Annotated in this window: 17 protein-coding genes and 1 pseudogene; 7 read left to right on the top strand and 11 right to left on the bottom strand. The window is 58.7% G+C overall.

Annotated elements, in window-relative coordinates:
* On the top strand, nucleotides 1–103 hold a 103-nt coding region (locus CXY77_RS00340), incomplete at its 5' end, for a helix-turn-helix domain-containing protein (RefSeq protein WP_140425426.1).
* A 317-nt stretch (nucleotides 104–420) separates the two neighbouring features.
* On the opposite strand, the gene CXY77_RS00345 is transcribed toward CXY77_RS00340, so the two are convergent.
* Together CXY77_RS00345 and CXY77_RS19755 are read right to left on the bottom strand one after the other, a co-directional pair.
* Complete coding sequence (locus tag CXY77_RS00345; RefSeq protein WP_104129392.1) at nucleotides 421–1,221, bottom strand: hypothetical protein; 801 nt, start codon at nucleotides 1,219–1,221, stop codon at nucleotides 421–423.
* A gap of 3 nt (nucleotides 1,222–1,224) precedes the next feature.
* Entirely contained in the window at nucleotides 1,225–1,758 is a 534-nt protein-coding gene (locus tag CXY77_RS19755; protein ID WP_134505199.1) for a hypothetical protein, read from the bottom strand.
* A 937-nt stretch (nucleotides 1,759–2,695) separates the two neighbouring features.
* Between CXY77_RS19755 and CXY77_RS00355 the strand changes: the two genes are divergently transcribed.
* A complete protein-coding gene (locus CXY77_RS00355) occupies nucleotides 2,696–3,067 on the top strand; it encodes an NUDIX domain-containing protein (protein WP_233197138.1) in 372 nt (123 codons plus the stop codon).
* Here the strand turns inward: CXY77_RS00355 and CXY77_RS00360 are convergent.
* From CXY77_RS00360 to CXY77_RS20430, 3 genes are all read right to left on the bottom strand, one after another.
* Entirely contained in the window at nucleotides 3,042–3,677 is a 636-nt protein-coding gene (locus CXY77_RS00360; RefSeq protein WP_092342629.1) for an adenylyl-sulfate kinase, read from the bottom strand. The genes CXY77_RS00355 and CXY77_RS00360 overlap by 26 nt on opposite strands.
* 111 nt (nucleotides 3,678–3,788) lie before the next feature.
* Nucleotides 3,789–4,715, bottom strand: a complete 927-nt coding sequence (locus CXY77_RS00365; protein ID WP_198412739.1) for a phosphotransferase — start codon at nucleotides 4,713–4,715, stop codon at nucleotides 3,789–3,791.
* A 118-nt stretch (nucleotides 4,716–4,833) separates the two neighbouring features.
* Entirely contained in the window at nucleotides 4,834–5,706 is an 873-nt protein-coding gene (locus CXY77_RS20430; RefSeq protein WP_233197136.1) for a helix-turn-helix transcriptional regulator, read from the bottom strand.
* Nucleotides 5,707–5,988: 282 nt separating this feature from the next.
* On the opposite strand from CXY77_RS20430, the gene CXY77_RS00375 reads away from it, so the two are divergent.
* From CXY77_RS00375 to CXY77_RS00390, 4 genes are all read left to right on the top strand, one after another.
* The gene (locus CXY77_RS00375; protein WP_092342633.1) at nucleotides 5,989–6,408 is read left to right on the top strand and encodes a hypothetical protein; all 420 of its coding nucleotides are present in this window, start codon (nucleotides 5,989–5,991) and stop codon (nucleotides 6,406–6,408) included.
* The gene (locus CXY77_RS00380; protein ID WP_104129393.1) at nucleotides 6,401–6,850 is read left to right on the top strand and encodes a cytotoxic translational repressor of toxin-antitoxin stability system; all 450 of its coding nucleotides are present in this window, start codon (nucleotides 6,401–6,403) and stop codon (nucleotides 6,848–6,850) included. The genes CXY77_RS00375 and CXY77_RS00380 overlap by 8 nt, the downstream gene beginning before the upstream one ends.
* A 285-nt stretch (nucleotides 6,851–7,135) precedes the next feature.
* Nucleotides 7,136–7,555 (top strand): GNAT family N-acetyltransferase, encoded by a 420-nt coding sequence (locus tag CXY77_RS00385; RefSeq protein ID WP_092342635.1) that lies wholly within the window; start codon nucleotides 7,136–7,138, stop codon nucleotides 7,553–7,555.
* A 119-nt stretch (nucleotides 7,556–7,674) separates the two neighbouring features.
* Nucleotides 7,675–8,271: a hypothetical protein gene (locus CXY77_RS00390; protein ID WP_104129396.1), complete on the top strand. Its 597-nt coding sequence runs from the start codon at nucleotides 7,675–7,677 to the stop codon at nucleotides 8,269–8,271.
* Between the two features lie 485 nt (nucleotides 8,272–8,756).
* Here CXY77_RS00390 and CXY77_RS00395 read toward each other — a convergent pair whose 3' ends face one another.
* The 5 genes and pseudogenes from CXY77_RS00395 to CXY77_RS00415 form a co-directional block, all read right to left on the bottom strand.
* Nucleotides 8,757–9,227 carry a hypothetical protein gene (locus CXY77_RS00395; RefSeq protein ID WP_134505372.1) on the bottom strand — a complete coding sequence of 157 codons (471 nt, stop codon included), beginning with the start codon at nucleotides 9,225–9,227 and terminating at the stop codon, nucleotides 8,757–8,759.
* A 109-nt stretch (nucleotides 9,228–9,336) separates the two neighbouring features.
* Nucleotides 9,337–9,933 (bottom strand): hypothetical protein, encoded by a 597-nt coding sequence (locus CXY77_RS00400; protein WP_104129394.1) that lies wholly within the window; start codon nucleotides 9,931–9,933, stop codon nucleotides 9,337–9,339.
* Nucleotides 9,900–10,286, bottom strand: coding sequence for a hypothetical protein (locus tag CXY77_RS00405; protein WP_092342660.1), 387 nt, complete (start codon nucleotides 10,284–10,286; stop codon nucleotides 9,900–9,902). Before CXY77_RS00405 ends, CXY77_RS00400 begins: the two co-directional genes overlap by 34 nt.
* A 184-nt stretch (nucleotides 10,287–10,470) precedes the next feature.
* Nucleotides 10,471–11,866: pseudogene (locus tag CXY77_RS00410) on the bottom strand (IS1380 family transposase).
* 230 nt (nucleotides 11,867–12,096) lie between these two features.
* The gene (locus tag CXY77_RS00415) at nucleotides 12,097–12,699 is read right to left on the bottom strand and encodes a hypothetical protein (protein ID WP_092342662.1); all 603 of its coding nucleotides are present in this window, start codon (nucleotides 12,697–12,699) and stop codon (nucleotides 12,097–12,099) included.
* A gap of 375 nt (nucleotides 12,700–13,074) precedes the next feature.
* Here CXY77_RS00415 and CXY77_RS00420 point away from each other — a divergent pair, with 375 nt between their 5' ends.
* Entirely contained in the window at nucleotides 13,075–13,296 is a 222-nt protein-coding gene (locus tag CXY77_RS00420; RefSeq protein WP_092342664.1) for a PLDc N-terminal domain-containing protein, read from the top strand.
* A gap of 191 nt (nucleotides 13,297–13,487) precedes the next feature.
* On the opposite strand, the gene CXY77_RS00425 is transcribed toward CXY77_RS00420, so the two are convergent.
* Nucleotides 13,488–13,716: integrase core domain-containing protein (locus CXY77_RS00425; RefSeq protein WP_140425428.1), on the bottom strand; the 229-nt coding region annotated here is incomplete at its 5' end.

Genomic DNA, 13,716 nt, shown 5'->3' on the forward strand with positions numbered 1-13,716 from the left:
CCAACGGGGCGAACACACCACCGCGCAGATCGCAGAACTCTTCAGCGTCGCCAGATCCACGGTCTACCGGGCAATCCAACGCGCCGGAGACACCGCCGCCTGAACGTGCGTAGTGCAGAGGAGTACGGAAAAGCCAGTGTTCACACTCGCCTGCACAACCCGGAGAACACCACGGCCGTTGTGCAGGCGACTTCGGGAAATGACAACCGAGCCGGCGACGATGATTCGAAGGTGTCCCGGTCGCCGTCCCCATGCGCCGGCCGGGTGATGGTGGAATGCAGAACACGGGAACGGCGATTTGCGGCGCACATCAGCTCCTCAGGGACGCAAAGATCGAAAACGAATACTTAGTCAGCCCAACAGAATCTTTTCATCGAAAAAGGCGATGACAGGTCGAGGCATGTCACTGCCGTTCTATCCTCAAAGGAGAACCCCGTGCACGAAGATGATCGCCGGAAATGTCGCGGTGAAGGCCCAAAAGAAAGTGTCGAGGCCAATCAGTACGGCTGTTCCGAGATGGAGCATAGCCCCGGCGAAAAGCAGCGCGACCAGTACGCCGGGGGGAGCGACAAGGGCTACTGGAAAAATGATCTCCACCACGATAACTGACCATCCGACGAAGCCTCCAAGCCAAGGTCGTCTACGAAGTACGGCTGCCGCCGTGGGGTGTCCATAACTAGCGGTGTTGAGAATGCTTTGCATCGCTGATCCTTGACGCCAGTGTGCGTTGGATATCTTCGATATTCCCGCAGCGAAATATGCCAACAGGGCCTGCGCCGCGATGAAATACAAACCCACGGCTTGATAAGGACTCGACGTTGGGAGCAGGAAAATGAATACCAAGCCCGCAAGGATGATGACGGATATTTGGTTGGAGCCATCTTTGCCATAGCGAATTTGATAGGCGAGGAAAAGGCCTGTCAGCAAAATGATCGCTGCGTAACTGGCGTAGAGCAGATTGCTTTGAAACGGAGTGATTAGAGCTATGGAACAGACGATTCGAACAATCACAACAATGCGTAAGCACATTGAGCCGTTTCGCCCGACGATCCATCCACGTGATGCACCGTGTGACCTGGCGAGGATCTGTCTGCTATTCCAGTCAAACATCCCGCTTGTGCCGAATTCTTTCAAGCTCAAAAGCAATTGCAACGAGCCTTGAAGAATGCCTATGCCCACGATGACGGCGGTAATTCGTGCGGCGGTTTCGATTGTCAACATGCTTTATGACACCGGGTGAGTCAGCGAATAAAAACGAACGAGTGGCACAGACGCTCCGCTTGGACCGCGTGTTTCAACCAAAGCAAACTGGTAGAACGCCTGCGGAGACAATGAACCTCCGAGTTGCGTGCGCGCAACGTCGAGCGAGATTATGTACGGCGAGGTGAACTGAAGCTGCTCTGCAGAGCAGTTGATACTTGAAAGTGCAAGCAGCTGGAACAACTCAATCATTCCCTCTCGGTAGCGTTTTCGAGGGTTCCAAAGTGGATAGAGAATTTTTCTCGGGGATAAATTCAACTCCACCCATGGACTGAAACTCGTTCCCTCGTCGCGACTGCGATAAACAAAGTGATAATTGCTCGCACCGGGATCTGGCGTAAAAAACGACCATTTTGGTATGAGTGTGAACCGGTCGAACCGGGTAGTTAGCCGGCTGAGCCCATTATTTTTCTGAAATGCGATCGTCAGTAGAAACCAGACCGAGAAAACAACGATTCCGATAACGGCGAATACGGAGCTGGCAATATCAATCATCATGTGATCGTCCTCAAATCGGCTCGGTCGGCGAACAGGTTGTGACGGAGGCGACTTGAAGAACGAACTCGTGCCGGGATCGCGTACCGAATCCAGTAGACGGCAGCTGTTGATGATTTGAGAATACGAAGCAGAATTCGGGTCATGACGATCGGGCGGCACGCGCGTCCGCTCGGTAGGCCCGAAGGACCTCCAGCGTTTGTGCCGATCGGTGCTCTACAGGAACGTCTGCAAGCTCTTCGCTCATACCCTCTAGGTCGCAACGGATAGCCGAACCGCCGTCCGTGACGATCCAATCGTCTTTGGGGTCGACAGGGGTTATGAGGCTGTCCAGGGTCGAGAGTTCGAGGTCGGTGAGGCTGATAGCCATATGAGTTCCGTCTTTCGGTCTCGAAAAAAGAGTGACCACGCGCGCTCGCTCTGAATCTAGGATTTCTTGCGGTCGCTCATAATCTAGTGGGCCGGTCCGCAGAAACGTAAGACCTATCCGATCAACCACCCAGTATCATTTTGAAAATTTTCGTTCGTCAACCAGGAAAACAACGAGCATTGCGGATAATTGGCCTCGTTCTGGGTGCCCTGCAGCGTTGTGTTCTGGGGGGCAGGGGAGCATAAGCCCCCGATCCCTGCTTCGTGCGATTGCCTCCTGCCCGCCGCAAACGGCCTGCATCACGGTCAAGGTTGGTTGTTGAGACCCTGTGCGGGTGCCTCTGTAGGGTGTGGTCATGGTCAACGATGCACTTACCGTTCCGGGCGTCCCTACCGATTTGATTGACACGCTCAATGCGTGGGAACCCCTGGGGCAGAGTCAGGGCTCGCTGCGTGATGAGTATGTTTCCTATGTTGGCGACTCTGCTGGGTCGGCGCTGGACCGCGAGGGGGTGCCGAGCACGTTACTGCGAGCTGTTTCGTCTTCACCCCCAATCTTGAGCAGGTTCTGCTGTGCTTCCACAAGAAGGGTCAGTTCTGGGTTCAGCTCGGCGGCCACGTCGAGGCTACGGACATTTCAGTTGCCTCGGCGGCCCTCCGCGAGGCCCGTGAGGAAGGCGGCATCGCCGACATCAGCCCGGTCGGCGCCATCCTCGATGTCGACCGACACCCTCTGGGCGACGGCTTCACCCAGTGCACCGTTCATTGGGACATCGGCTTCGGCGCGATCGCGAGGACAGACCTTGCCCCGTCCACCAGCGCGGAAAGCGAGGAAGTTGCGTGGTGGCACGTAACAGAATTACCCGAGAACGCGCCTGCGAACTTTGGTCACCGCGTGCGAAGGATCCTTGCCGAAATCAGACATCAAAGTGAGCTCGCATAGCCGACGTTCGCGGCAAAAATAGCGTTCGCTGGATTTCATGATGCTCGGATTCGTGCCAGATTTTGCCCGCGAATGTCGCCCAGCACTGATCGTAAAAACTGCCGCAATGCATCACTTCTCTTGCCGTCGCCATTGGTGCGTCTCCTGAAGCGTCCACGACGACGTGATAAATTGCCGCCCTCTGGAGGACCGCTGCGAGTTCGCCCGCGCGCCGCAGGTGCCAAGCCAGCTCGGTCGGGTTGTCGGCATGGCGCAAACTGAGTCTTCTGATCAGAGTGGCACCATCGGTATCCAACCGGCAGAGGAGAAGGCCGCGACTCTTCAACGCGGCTTCGTACCGGGGCACTTCGGTGGCTTGCTCGACAACGCCGGCGAGGACGAAGTGCTCGATACCAGCATTCCGATAGTTGACGACCAAGTCGCGCAGATTCAGCAGTTCGAGTTCGTGATTGAATCTGTCGCCCTCGGGCGTTGGCCAGGCGCGTCTGATGTGGTCCAGGTCAATTACGGCATGGTGTCGCCCACTCTCAGTCATCAGGACGCTGAGAGCGGCCGCGATAGTCGACTTGCCGGCGCCGACCGTTCCGTTGAGGAATACGGTGTCGATCATCTATCGAGACTGTCAGTCGATCATCTATCGAGACCGTCACATAGCGTGCTCTCCGGGGGCCTCAGCAGGCGTGGATCAACTCACCGCTCAATCGTCTCGTTCAAGGTTCCGCTAAAGGGCTCCCGGGCTACCGGAGGTAGGCGCCGAAAACTCTGGGTCGTTGACGATGCGCGCCAAGGTGGTCTGCCCGAGGGTGCTCATCCCTGGGTTCGACTCCCGGTAGTACCACACCAGGCCCATCGCCTGCTGGAACGCCCACGCGGCTCCACGCCACCACTCGAGGTCGTCGCAAGGCAGCTCGCTACGGAGGAGCGCTCGTCTCTCGTCATCGAGCAGATGCCACGCGGCGACAAGATCGAGTGACGGGTCGGCCGGAGCGAACCCCCCGCCATCCAGGACGCCAACCAGTCGGTCGCCCTCGACGAGGAGATTGCTCGGAGTCAAATCGCCGTGAGTCATCACCTCGCGGCCAGAAGGCGGCAAACTCCGAAACTCCATCCAGAGAATGCGGAGCCGAGCGACGGGAAGTAGCCCGTCGCTTTCTCGGAAACAGAGTTCCATCCACTTGTCGGAGTCCTTCAGATCTCCGCCGCGACCAGAGCCCGCGAAGTGACGTCCTTTCGTTGCTGCGGCGCGAAGCGAATGCACGAGGCCGGAGAGGTCATGGGCGAACATATCGGAGTGCGCTAAACCTTTGGGCGTTGCCACGGCTCCGTGTAGCCACGTCTGCACAGACCATGGCAAGGGAAAGCCGTAACCCGGATTGCCTACAACCACGGGCACCGGTGTCGGGACCGGACAACACGTCGCCAGCTCGCGCATTGCCGAGGCTTCCCGGTCGAGTTCCGAGAACATATCAGCTGGCTCAGCGGAGCGGAGCGGGAATCGTGCCGTAAGGTCGGCACCGATTCGAAAAATGGCGTTCACCGTGCCGTCCGTCACGATGCGACGGACAGGTTCAAGGCGCCATTCGGGAAACTGGTCCGATATCAGCTGGCGAGCAACTTGCTCGTCAATGTGCAACTCATCGTCGTGCATAGCCATGCAGGCTACGCTAACGGATTTGAGCGACTGTCCCGCAGGGGGTTCGGCTTGCGAGTTTTCTCGTCCACCCCGTGCGGCATCGGTTGACACGGCCGATATCAACGCTCCCCGATTAGTGCAGCAGCCCGCTCTGGTATGCGTGGGCGACGATTTGTGCGCGGGAGGTGAATCCGAGTTTGGTGAGGATGCTGCTGAGGTGTGTTTTCACCGTTGACTCGCCGATATGAGCGCTGTGGGCGATGTCGCTGTTGCTCAGCCCGCGGGCGGCGAGCAGAAAGATTTCCCGCTCGCGTGACGACAACGTGGCGATCGAGTCCCAGTCCGTGAAATCAGGTCGAGGATCGGGTGAGGGAGAGGACGTGTCTCCGTCAGCGCGGTCCGATTCCGTGGCACCGCCGCCGGATGGTTCCGGATCAGGATGGATGATTCTTGTTCGAAGTCGCGATCCGAAGTGCCAGGCACCCACGGTCAGCAGGATGGCCACCACAGTCCAGGCCGAGAATCCTTGGATGACTTCGATACTGGCGGCGTCTTTTCCGTTGATGGTGCCCCACACTCCAGACAAGGAGAGGAACGGAACGTTGAGTAGTGCGCTCACGGCCATACTGCTCACCATCGAGAGTGCCAGCAGTAGTCGGCGCCTGCTGGACGGGGCGTAGGCGCTGACGCCAACCACAATGAGAATGAGTGCAACGTAGGCGACCCAGCTGACTTGGCTAAAGCGCGCCGGCCAGAACAGCAACTGCAGGACCAGGAGGGCCCCAGTCAAAGACAGTGCGGTACCGGGGCGCACCCGGCAGAGGGCGATGGCCACTGCGAAGCCTGCCGCAATAAACACGCCGTATGGGTTCGTCAGGAATGTGTCCGTTCGCAGCGGCACGTCGCCCACAATGCGACTGGAGGACTGGACGAACCAGGCGCTGAAAAACACCACCCCGAGTGCAAGCTCGCGGAAACGGAGCAGCTGTGCACGAATCTTTGTCATGCTCCGACAGTAGATGCCCCAGCAGCGATTCCGCGGGCCCGGTCGAGGCTTTCCCTCCTCTGGGGGATGCCTCTCGGTCGAATGGATGAGGGACCACATCGTCCCGTCCCGTGAAGGGTTCGGCTTACGGGTACGTGTGCATCCATTGGGTCGATATGGACGGGTGCAGTTGCGGTGAGTTCGTGGCCGAGGTAGCCATTCGAGGTGACACCGAGATATCATGTACATGACGTACTCAGTGTACGTTTGCACGCGCGGGTTCACCTGCGCAGGAAGGTTGAAATGCCACTCGTCGCCGATTACAGGTCCTTTACAGACGCGCGCTCGCATCTCAAGGAGGTGTTCGATGCGACCGCGCGCGGGCGAACCGTCACCGTGCAACGCGATGGTCAGCTCTCTGCGGTCATGCCGGTGGATCGACTCCGGGCATACTTCTCTCGAACTGTATCGCCGCGCGTTCGCGTCACTCGGGAAGATGACCGCACGATTGCGTTGATGGATGGTCGCCCCTTCGTGTCTGAGGGTACGGATGTTGACGGCGCACTCGCTGACCTCGCTCTGTCGCTTCGTGAGTACGCCGAAGACTGGGACGACCGACTGGACCGTGCTCCGAATCACGCCGGCAACTGGGCACTCGTGCAGCTCATCAAACTTTCAACCGACGAGCAGCTCCTCGAATGGCTTGAGCGCGGCGGTGAGTAAGTACCCGGCCGCGACCCGCGAGGACCACGACGATTTCTGCGTGGCGGAGAAGTGGCAGCTCGTTCGCGGCGCGTCAGGACAGCCTGTCAGGCATCACCGCACCTATGAGTTGGCGCTCTGGGGCGGGCAGATCCTCCGCACTCGAATCTCCAGACCCGTCGACAGGTCGACGTACTCTGCCGGGATGTGGACCCACATTCTGCGAACCCAGCTCGCCGTTGACGCTGAGGCGTTCTGGGCCTGCGTTCGTGAGAAGAAGTTGCCGGACCGCGGGGCACCCGAAACCGTGACCCAGAGGGAGCCATTACCGCTGTATCTTGTTCGGGCGCTCAACGAACTCGGCGTTGAGGAAAGTGAGAGCCTGGCACTCACCGCGGCGGAAGCAGCGCAGCTGCTCTCCGAGAAGATGGCGGAGCGCTACGGGCATCAACGCAGTTCGTGAGTGATTCGACAGCTACTGGACGGATGAGGCTTCGGGAAGGGTCACCGTGCTGGTGGCAGCGACTCTCTATGGCCTGATTTTGCTGATCTGCAGAGACGCCGGACGCCGACTGGTTCACCGTGTTGAGCGTCCCGTAAGAGGTCCGGCTTACGGGGCAGCCATCCACGGCAGGCTCCACCGCGCAGCTCCTGCCCTTGCGAACCAATCTCTAACGCTTACATAGGTGTGCCAGACATTCACGACCGGCTGTTCGATTGGCTCGAGAGGTTGTAGTTGGATAGTGGGATGGATTCGACTTACCGTTTCTCTGCCGACATTTCCGACATCGATCGCGCAATAGTGCACCGCTGGCTCAGCGAGGAAAGTTATTGGGCAAAGGGAAGGTCTCGGGCAACGCAGGACCAAGCGATCGATGCATCTCGCAACTTCGGTGTCTACGAAACCATCTCAGGTCAACAAGTTGCTTATGCGCGCGTCGTCACGGATGGAGCCACGTTTGCTTGGCTTTGCGACGTCTTTGTGAACCCTGAAGTGCGTGGGCATGGCCTCGGCGTCGCCCTCATCGAGGGAGTTATTAATGAATTCGAGCCGTTGGATCTGAAGCGAATGCTTTTATCAACGGGGGATGCGCACGGCCTCTACTCCAAGTTCGGGTTCGAGCCTTTAGACATCCCCTCAAAGTGGATGCAGAGGGTTGCCAAATAAGCAGCCGGTGAGGGTTCCCCTTCGGAGAAGGTTCTCTGCGAGACTGTCCGACATCCGCTCTGAAGGGGGAAACTTTGCGTTCATCTGTACCTATGCCGGGGAACCCCTGGCCTCATGACATGCTCATCACCGTCGATGATGACCCGAACTCGTTGGTTGATCTGCTCTGGGTTCGAGAAGCGTGGAATCTGAATCCGGTCGGCGAGGACCTTCCTTCGCTCCTGTCGGACGATTCGGTACGCGCACACGCACCGACCGGATCGACCGACGCGCCCGCAGCGTGGGTGGAGGCGTGGCCGGGGATGTGGAACGCCTGCATTCACCACGCCGGTCTGCTCGAAGACAGCACGATCTTCGACCAGCTCCAGCACACTCTGGACGGGTCACCCGAGCGCGCCAACCTGTTGGCCAACATGGTCGGGCCGTCCTGGAAGAGCTCCTTCGGCGACGAAGCCTTTACGGAGAAAAAGAAGACGTGGAATCGATCACAATTCCAAGCACGCACGCAGCGTCGCCCGACTTCCCTCGCGGATGATCCGGAACGGTTGTCGCTCAGCGCGCTGATCCCCGCCTGGCAAGCCGGGCTGACGAAAATTGTCACCATCCCTTGCCAAGGCTCTTACACGCGCGTCATCGGACAGCACACGCTCCTCGTGACGGATGAGACCCGTGACGATCACGAGCGGTACAACGAAGCTCTCAAACAGTTCCGATAAGGGTTCCCCTGTGACACAAGGTCGGCGCACTCAGCCGCCAGGTGTTTTGCCCCACATCTGCCGCGCTCGACGTCCGGCTTACGGGAACTTCGCTATTACACCGACTGAGACCGGTTCCGATTATGCCGGCTGGAAGGAGAAGACCCAGAATACTGGCTAGGTGTTGAGCAGTACACCGAGGGCTGTGAATCGCAGCGCTAAGTGGTGGCCTTCTCGCAACACTGAATGTCCCCCGGTTACGCCCGTAAGCGGATCCGATAGCGCACGGCTTGAGCGGTTCGATGCGCAATCGACTATTGCAAAGGTAAAGACGGTGAGGAAGGACGACGCGGCGACCCTCGCCGCACACAAGGACGAGAACCAACGTTTCGTCAACAATGCCAAAGCCCAAGGCTGGCTTGTTTTAACCCACTTCGCACGGTCAGTAAAACCCAGGGTTTGGTGAGGTTGTCCGGTGAAGGATGCGCATTCGTCCTTATCGACCGTCAGACAGCATCCGCGAGACGAACGTGTTCGTCGGCAAGGGTGATGACCCAACCTGTGAAGCTCTCGTCGCCCTCCTCGAATACCGGGTATCCCGTTCGATTCGCGTGACCGTGCTCATCCGGCGCGGATGCCGCCCCCCACGCAATCCGGCGCTCCGGCCGACGGGTGGCGGCGGTCGTCTCCAGCCGTTCCAGCGTCGCTGTTCCCCCGGCCGGCGCCCAGCCCCGCGATTTTCGGGTCAAGCTGACATAAACCGCGTCGATGGAGACGATGACCCCCGAGATCGTTGCAGTTTTGCGCCCACCGCTCGCGACCTGGGCGAAGCGATCGAAGACCCACTCGATTTCGTCCAACTCGGTGCCGTAGAAATTCGGGGTGATCGTGACCGCGAGTCGCTCCAGCCGATCCCCTACAACGTGCACTTCACCGTATTCTGCCAGCTCGGAGGCGGTGCACAACACGTCAAGCATCCCCCCATCATGCACCGCGGTGGGATTAATGCTGAACAGACCACCGATGAACGCCAAAATTCCAATCACACCGCTCGACCCTGCGGCATGGCGAGGTAATGGTGCACGTTCAACAGGCGCGGTCAAAATGAAGGTAGTCCGGATCTTTGCTCCCGCGACTGTATTCAAGGATGTTCCGAGCGAACGGAATACAGGCAATTCGTTCAAGGGCGCTGGTGAACATCTTTTTCTTGAGATCACCCTCGAAAGGGTTGGTGATGAGATTCCCGCTCATCTTGCTGAACTTGACGCGCTCGGCACTCTTTTCAGCCATGAAGCACTCGCCCCAGCTCACTACACCGCGGCCGTAAATGGTGCGGAGAAAATCGAAATTGTGAGTCAGGATGACCATCCGGAAATTTGTCTCCGCTGCCATCTCCTTCAAATAGTGGATAATCGCGTATTTATTCTTGTAGTCAAAAGAGTCAGCGATGTCATCGATAACAAAGAGACTTAGCTCCCCCGACTTCTTCCTCGCCTCGACCTCAAAAAGGATGTTCAGGATGTAAAGCGTCTTCTTCTCGCCGGTACTGAGCACCCGCAAAAGATGCTCTCGATCCACCCGCGTGGACCCTCCGCCATCCATGAAGTCAAAGTCAATCGTTAGGAAAGGCTCCTGGGCGAGCATGACCTTCACCCGGTTCCGGGGCACCAGCGTGAACGGCACATCAAACCGTTCATTGAACAGCTCAATGACGGTTTCCCACTGAGTGCCGCTGCAGTTTCGAGAATCTTCTTCCGCCGCTCCTTGGACGACTTGTGAGCATCCACTGCCTCAGCGAACAATTCGCCGTGCACTTTGAAATAAGAGACCCAGAGCTTCTCCTTGAATCGATCGGTGTTATCGAACTCCGCAAGCAGCTCCGGACGATCGGACACAAATTTGAAGAAGTCTCGCGTGGCCTGGTTTGCGTTGAGCGCCTTCTCCAAGCCACCGAGGCGCACCATCAGCTCCGAGTCTCCAGTGATGCGCTGTTTCTCGACTGAGATCAGCTTCGTCAGGTCAGCCTCACTTGACACCTCCCGAGGGGCATCCTCCCCAGAAAGCAACAGCGAGTGCTTAGCCTCGATCCACCGGCCGACCGGTGGCGGGTACCGGATTCTGATTTGAGCGGGTTTCGCGATTTTGGGCGCGGCTGAGAGCCGGCCTCGATGCCGGGTGTTCCACTTTTTTGTCCGGTTGGTTCCGATGTCGGCTGGTTGGTCAGGTGGGCGTGGGTTGCTCGTGCCGGAAGTTGTGTGTGAAAAGCGTGGCCCACGGTTTTTCCCAGGGCCATGCCTGGGGCAGATGCAGCGTGAGGCGCCGTGCTGAGGTGGAGAGGCGTGCGGGGACGCTGACCAATTTTCGACAAATCGTCGCGGTGGTGGCGCGGGTGAGGCGGTTGCCCGCGATCGTCGCGGCGGCGCGGGTGAGGTTGAAGGCCATCACTGCCAGGACGAGCCAGGCGGCGTTGGCCGTGAAGACCCCCGAGGGCAGGTGAGCCAAGGCACTGTTCTTGACGTCGGCGTTGACGAGCTCGATTCCGGCGTGGGCGCGATGGGTTTTGTCGGCGGTGACGGTGTCGAGGGTGCTGGTGGTGAAAAAAGCGTGGAACCGGTGCGTGTCGAACAGGGTGGGCTGGTCAGTGTTTTTCTTGTTCAGTTCGGGAATTCGTCGCACGACCAAACGACCAGTGAGGTGCTCGCTCTTCTTGCGCGATTTGAATGCCGTGAAGGGAATTTCGGCGACTTCCGCGTTGCTAATCCACGTCTTCGTGACCGCGTCATAGATCGCGTTGGTGTATTCAATGGCGGTCCAGCTCGTGGCGGGAATCGTCTCGATGGCTGTCTTCACGGCAGGGTCCATCCGGGCCGTCACGGAGATGTCGGCGCCGGCTTTGAGAGCGGCGCTGATGGGGCGTGCCCGTAGAAAGCGGAGTCAGCGCGAAAGAGCACGCGCGCTTTTTCGAGGCCGCGGAGGCGTTTAATGGTGGCGAGGCCGTCGCTGACCATTCGGCGGGCGCCGCGCGGTGAACCGCAGGCACCGCGGCGCAGCCTTCGTCCGATGATGATCGGTGCGGACTCCTCAGTTCTGACCGTGGCCAGGAGGGCGTTGAGACCACGCACGCCGGAGTAGCCGTAGCCGGATCCTTGCTTTTGGTAACCGTGGACTTCGATGATCGTGTCGTCCACGTCAAGGAACACGTAGCCGTCGGTGCTGCTGTCGTGAGTGAGCAGTGGTGTTTCTGCGGCGAGGTTGCGAACGAACCGGGAGGCGACAGCACCAAGCTGGCGGATATGCCCGAACGTGAACGATCGCAGGAACGATCCGAGTGTCGAGGTGGCGTAGCAGGCGGTGAAGATTTTGCGCATGCCACCGTGTCTGAGGATCGCATGTCGTCGATCGAGTCTGCGCCGGCGACCATGCCGCCGACCAGCGAGGCGACTTTGAGGCCGGCGTTGGCTCCCTTGTCGGTCGGGACCGTGAGCCACTGATCGGTGAGGGTCTGCAAGTCTGCCGTGGCGGCCAATTTCATGATTGGGACTAGGCCTGCCGCCGACACCAAGTTCGGGTCGTCAAAGGAGGCCGAAACAGCGCCAGTGGTGTGAGAAACTTGCATCTACGAGATGCCTCCCGAATCGTTGAAACTGTGCTCTAGACAAGCTACATTTTCCCTGATACCGAGAGGTATTCTCGGTTTAACGCGCCGTTAGATCCCAATCCCGATCGGTGGATCGAGGCTAAACTGACCGCCTCACATGGTCGGCTCTTGGTGCGTGAGTTCATCCGGAGATCTGGCGGCGCGCCAGCGCTCTGGAGTTAACCGAGCCGCAGATACGGACCTACGCCTCACACCGTCGCTTGCGCGATTCCATCCTTCACCTGAAGGCGCAGGCTCACTTCCATGGTCGTCGGGAAGGGACCAAAGAGCGTGCCTTGCACACGGTAGCGAATTTCCGCAGGCAGAGTAGACGTTTCAGCTGCGCGGGTGATGCTCAGCGATTCTCCCGCCAGCGAATAGCCGACTAGAAGGTTAGCTTCGTCCCAAGGGTTCGAGACCGAATCTGGGGTCGTGCCGCCGCCAGTAATGTAGTCCGCCCGGAAGCTGAGGGTGACGATGCCCGTACCGTGAAAAACGTAGCAATTACTATAAATCGTGTCCCCGGCAGCGCCTGCGATGGCGCACTCCGAGATGCTGGCGAACGGAACTGCAACGCCCTGGGCACTTGGCTCAATAAGGGCGTCGATGGAGGTTGATGAGTCTGACGCTGCCACACCGGTAACGGAAACGGAGCCGTCGGCATACGTGCGCTTCTCAACCGGGAGACCGCTTAGCGATATCTCTTCGGTAGAAAAGGTGGCCGATGGGTTCAAGGAGTCCCAAGGCTGTCCGTTTTCCAACTTCAGGAGTAGCGCGGCCCGCTCATCTGCCGGGACCGCGAGCGTCTCCATCCAGCTGTCCAAGTCCTCGGCTGCTGTGACCGTAATCGGTGATTCGCTGGGTGTTGGCTCGTCTGCTATGGCCGCCGGAGCACCAAGCACTGTTGCAGCTCCTACAAATCCAACTATCAATGCGGCTGTTGTTCCGCGTCTTCCCTTCAATGACTTCGTTAACATCATTTTTCCCCTTACATGTTGTTCACATCAGTAATGTATGTTTGCGCCGTGATTTCCAGCATACTCACACGATTCTGAGCTGCGCAAGGACGCTTGTTGCGTGGGTCAACCCATCAGGGTAAGCCGAAGTTGGGCCCTGGCTCAGGGGTGAGAAGTTGACTTCTCGATCTGGGCTGGGAGTATGGAAGCAAAGAAACGGAGGGATCGACCATGAATTTTCTGACCCCGGAGTTCGCTGTAGGCATTCTCGCCATTGCTGGATTCATCACCGTCATAATCGTGGCTTTTCTTGAAATCGGTCGTGCACCAATCGCACCAATGGCTCGATTAGCGTGGTGCGCAATCGTGTTCTTCATACCGTTTCTGGGTGTCCTGGCATGGTTCATTTTCGGAGCTAGAACACCGCGGTCAGCGGGGCTTCAAACTCACTAAGCCTCGATCCACCGGCCGACCTGTGGCGGGTACCGGATTCTGATTTGAGCGGGTTTCGCGATTTCGGTCGCGGCTGAGAGCCGGCCTCGCTGCCGGGTGTTCCACCTTTTTGTCCGGTTGGTGCCGATGTCGGCTGGTTGGTCAGGTGGGCGTGGGTTGCTCGTGCCGGAAGTTGTGAACCGTCCCGGGTTTCATGCCGCCGTTTTGTTGGCGGCTTCGATATTTGTCGGGCCGTTTGTTCCAGCGTAATAGTGGAGCTCATATTCGGCCGGTGGCATGTTTCCCAGGGCGCTGTGTAGACGCCGATTGTTGTACCAGTCCAGCCAGTCGAAGGTGAGCTTCTCGACGTCGGCGAGGGTCTTCAGCGGACCGGTTATGAAGGGTGAGTTCTTCGCGACGGCCTCGTTCTTGTAGAGGCCC

Source organism: Cryobacterium sp. N21, assembly GCF_002929575.1.
Classification (GTDB): Bacteria; Actinomycetota; Actinomycetes; order Actinomycetales; family Microbacteriaceae; genus Cryobacterium; species Cryobacterium flavum.

Excerpts from the sequence above, each read along its gene's own strand:
- CXY77_RS00415 (WP_092342662.1), bottom strand. The coding sequence starts at position 12,699 with ATGGAGACGCTCGCGGTCCCGGCAGATGAGCGGGCCGCGCTACTCCTG.
- CXY77_RS19755 (WP_134505199.1), bottom strand. The coding sequence starts at position 1,758 with ATGATGATTGATATTGCCAGCTCCGTATTCGCCGTTATCGGAATCGTT.
- CXY77_RS00390 (WP_104129396.1), top strand. The coding sequence starts at position 7,675 with ATGCTCATCACCGTCGATGATGACCCGAACTCGTTGGTTGATCTGCTC.
- CXY77_RS00360 (WP_092342629.1), bottom strand. The coding sequence starts at position 3,677 with ATGATCGACACCGTATTCCTCAACGGAACGGTCGGCGCCGGCAAGTCG.
- CXY77_RS00420 (WP_092342664.1), top strand. The coding sequence starts at position 13,075 with ATGAATTTTCTGACCCCGGAGTTCGCTGTAGGCATTCTCGCCATTGCT.
- CXY77_RS00385 (WP_092342635.1), top strand. The coding sequence starts at position 7,136 with ATGGATTCGACTTACCGTTTCTCTGCCGACATTTCCGACATCGATCGC.
- CXY77_RS00375 (WP_092342633.1), top strand. The coding sequence starts at position 5,989 with ATGCCACTCGTCGCCGATTACAGGTCCTTTACAGACGCGCGCTCGCAT.
- CXY77_RS00365 (WP_198412739.1), bottom strand. The coding sequence starts at position 4,715 with ATGCACGACGATGAGTTGCACATTGACGAGCAAGTTGCTCGCCAGCTG.
- CXY77_RS00395 (WP_134505372.1), bottom strand. The coding sequence starts at position 9,227 with ATGCTTGACGTGTTGTGCACCGCCTCCGAGCTGGCAGAATACGGTGAA.
- CXY77_RS00345 (WP_104129392.1), bottom strand. The coding sequence starts at position 1,221 with ATGTTGACAATCGAAACCGCCGCACGAATTACCGCCGTCATCGTGGGC.
- CXY77_RS20430 (WP_233197136.1), bottom strand. The coding sequence starts at position 5,706 with ATGACAAAGATTCGTGCACAGCTGCTCCGTTTCCGCGAGCTTGCACTC.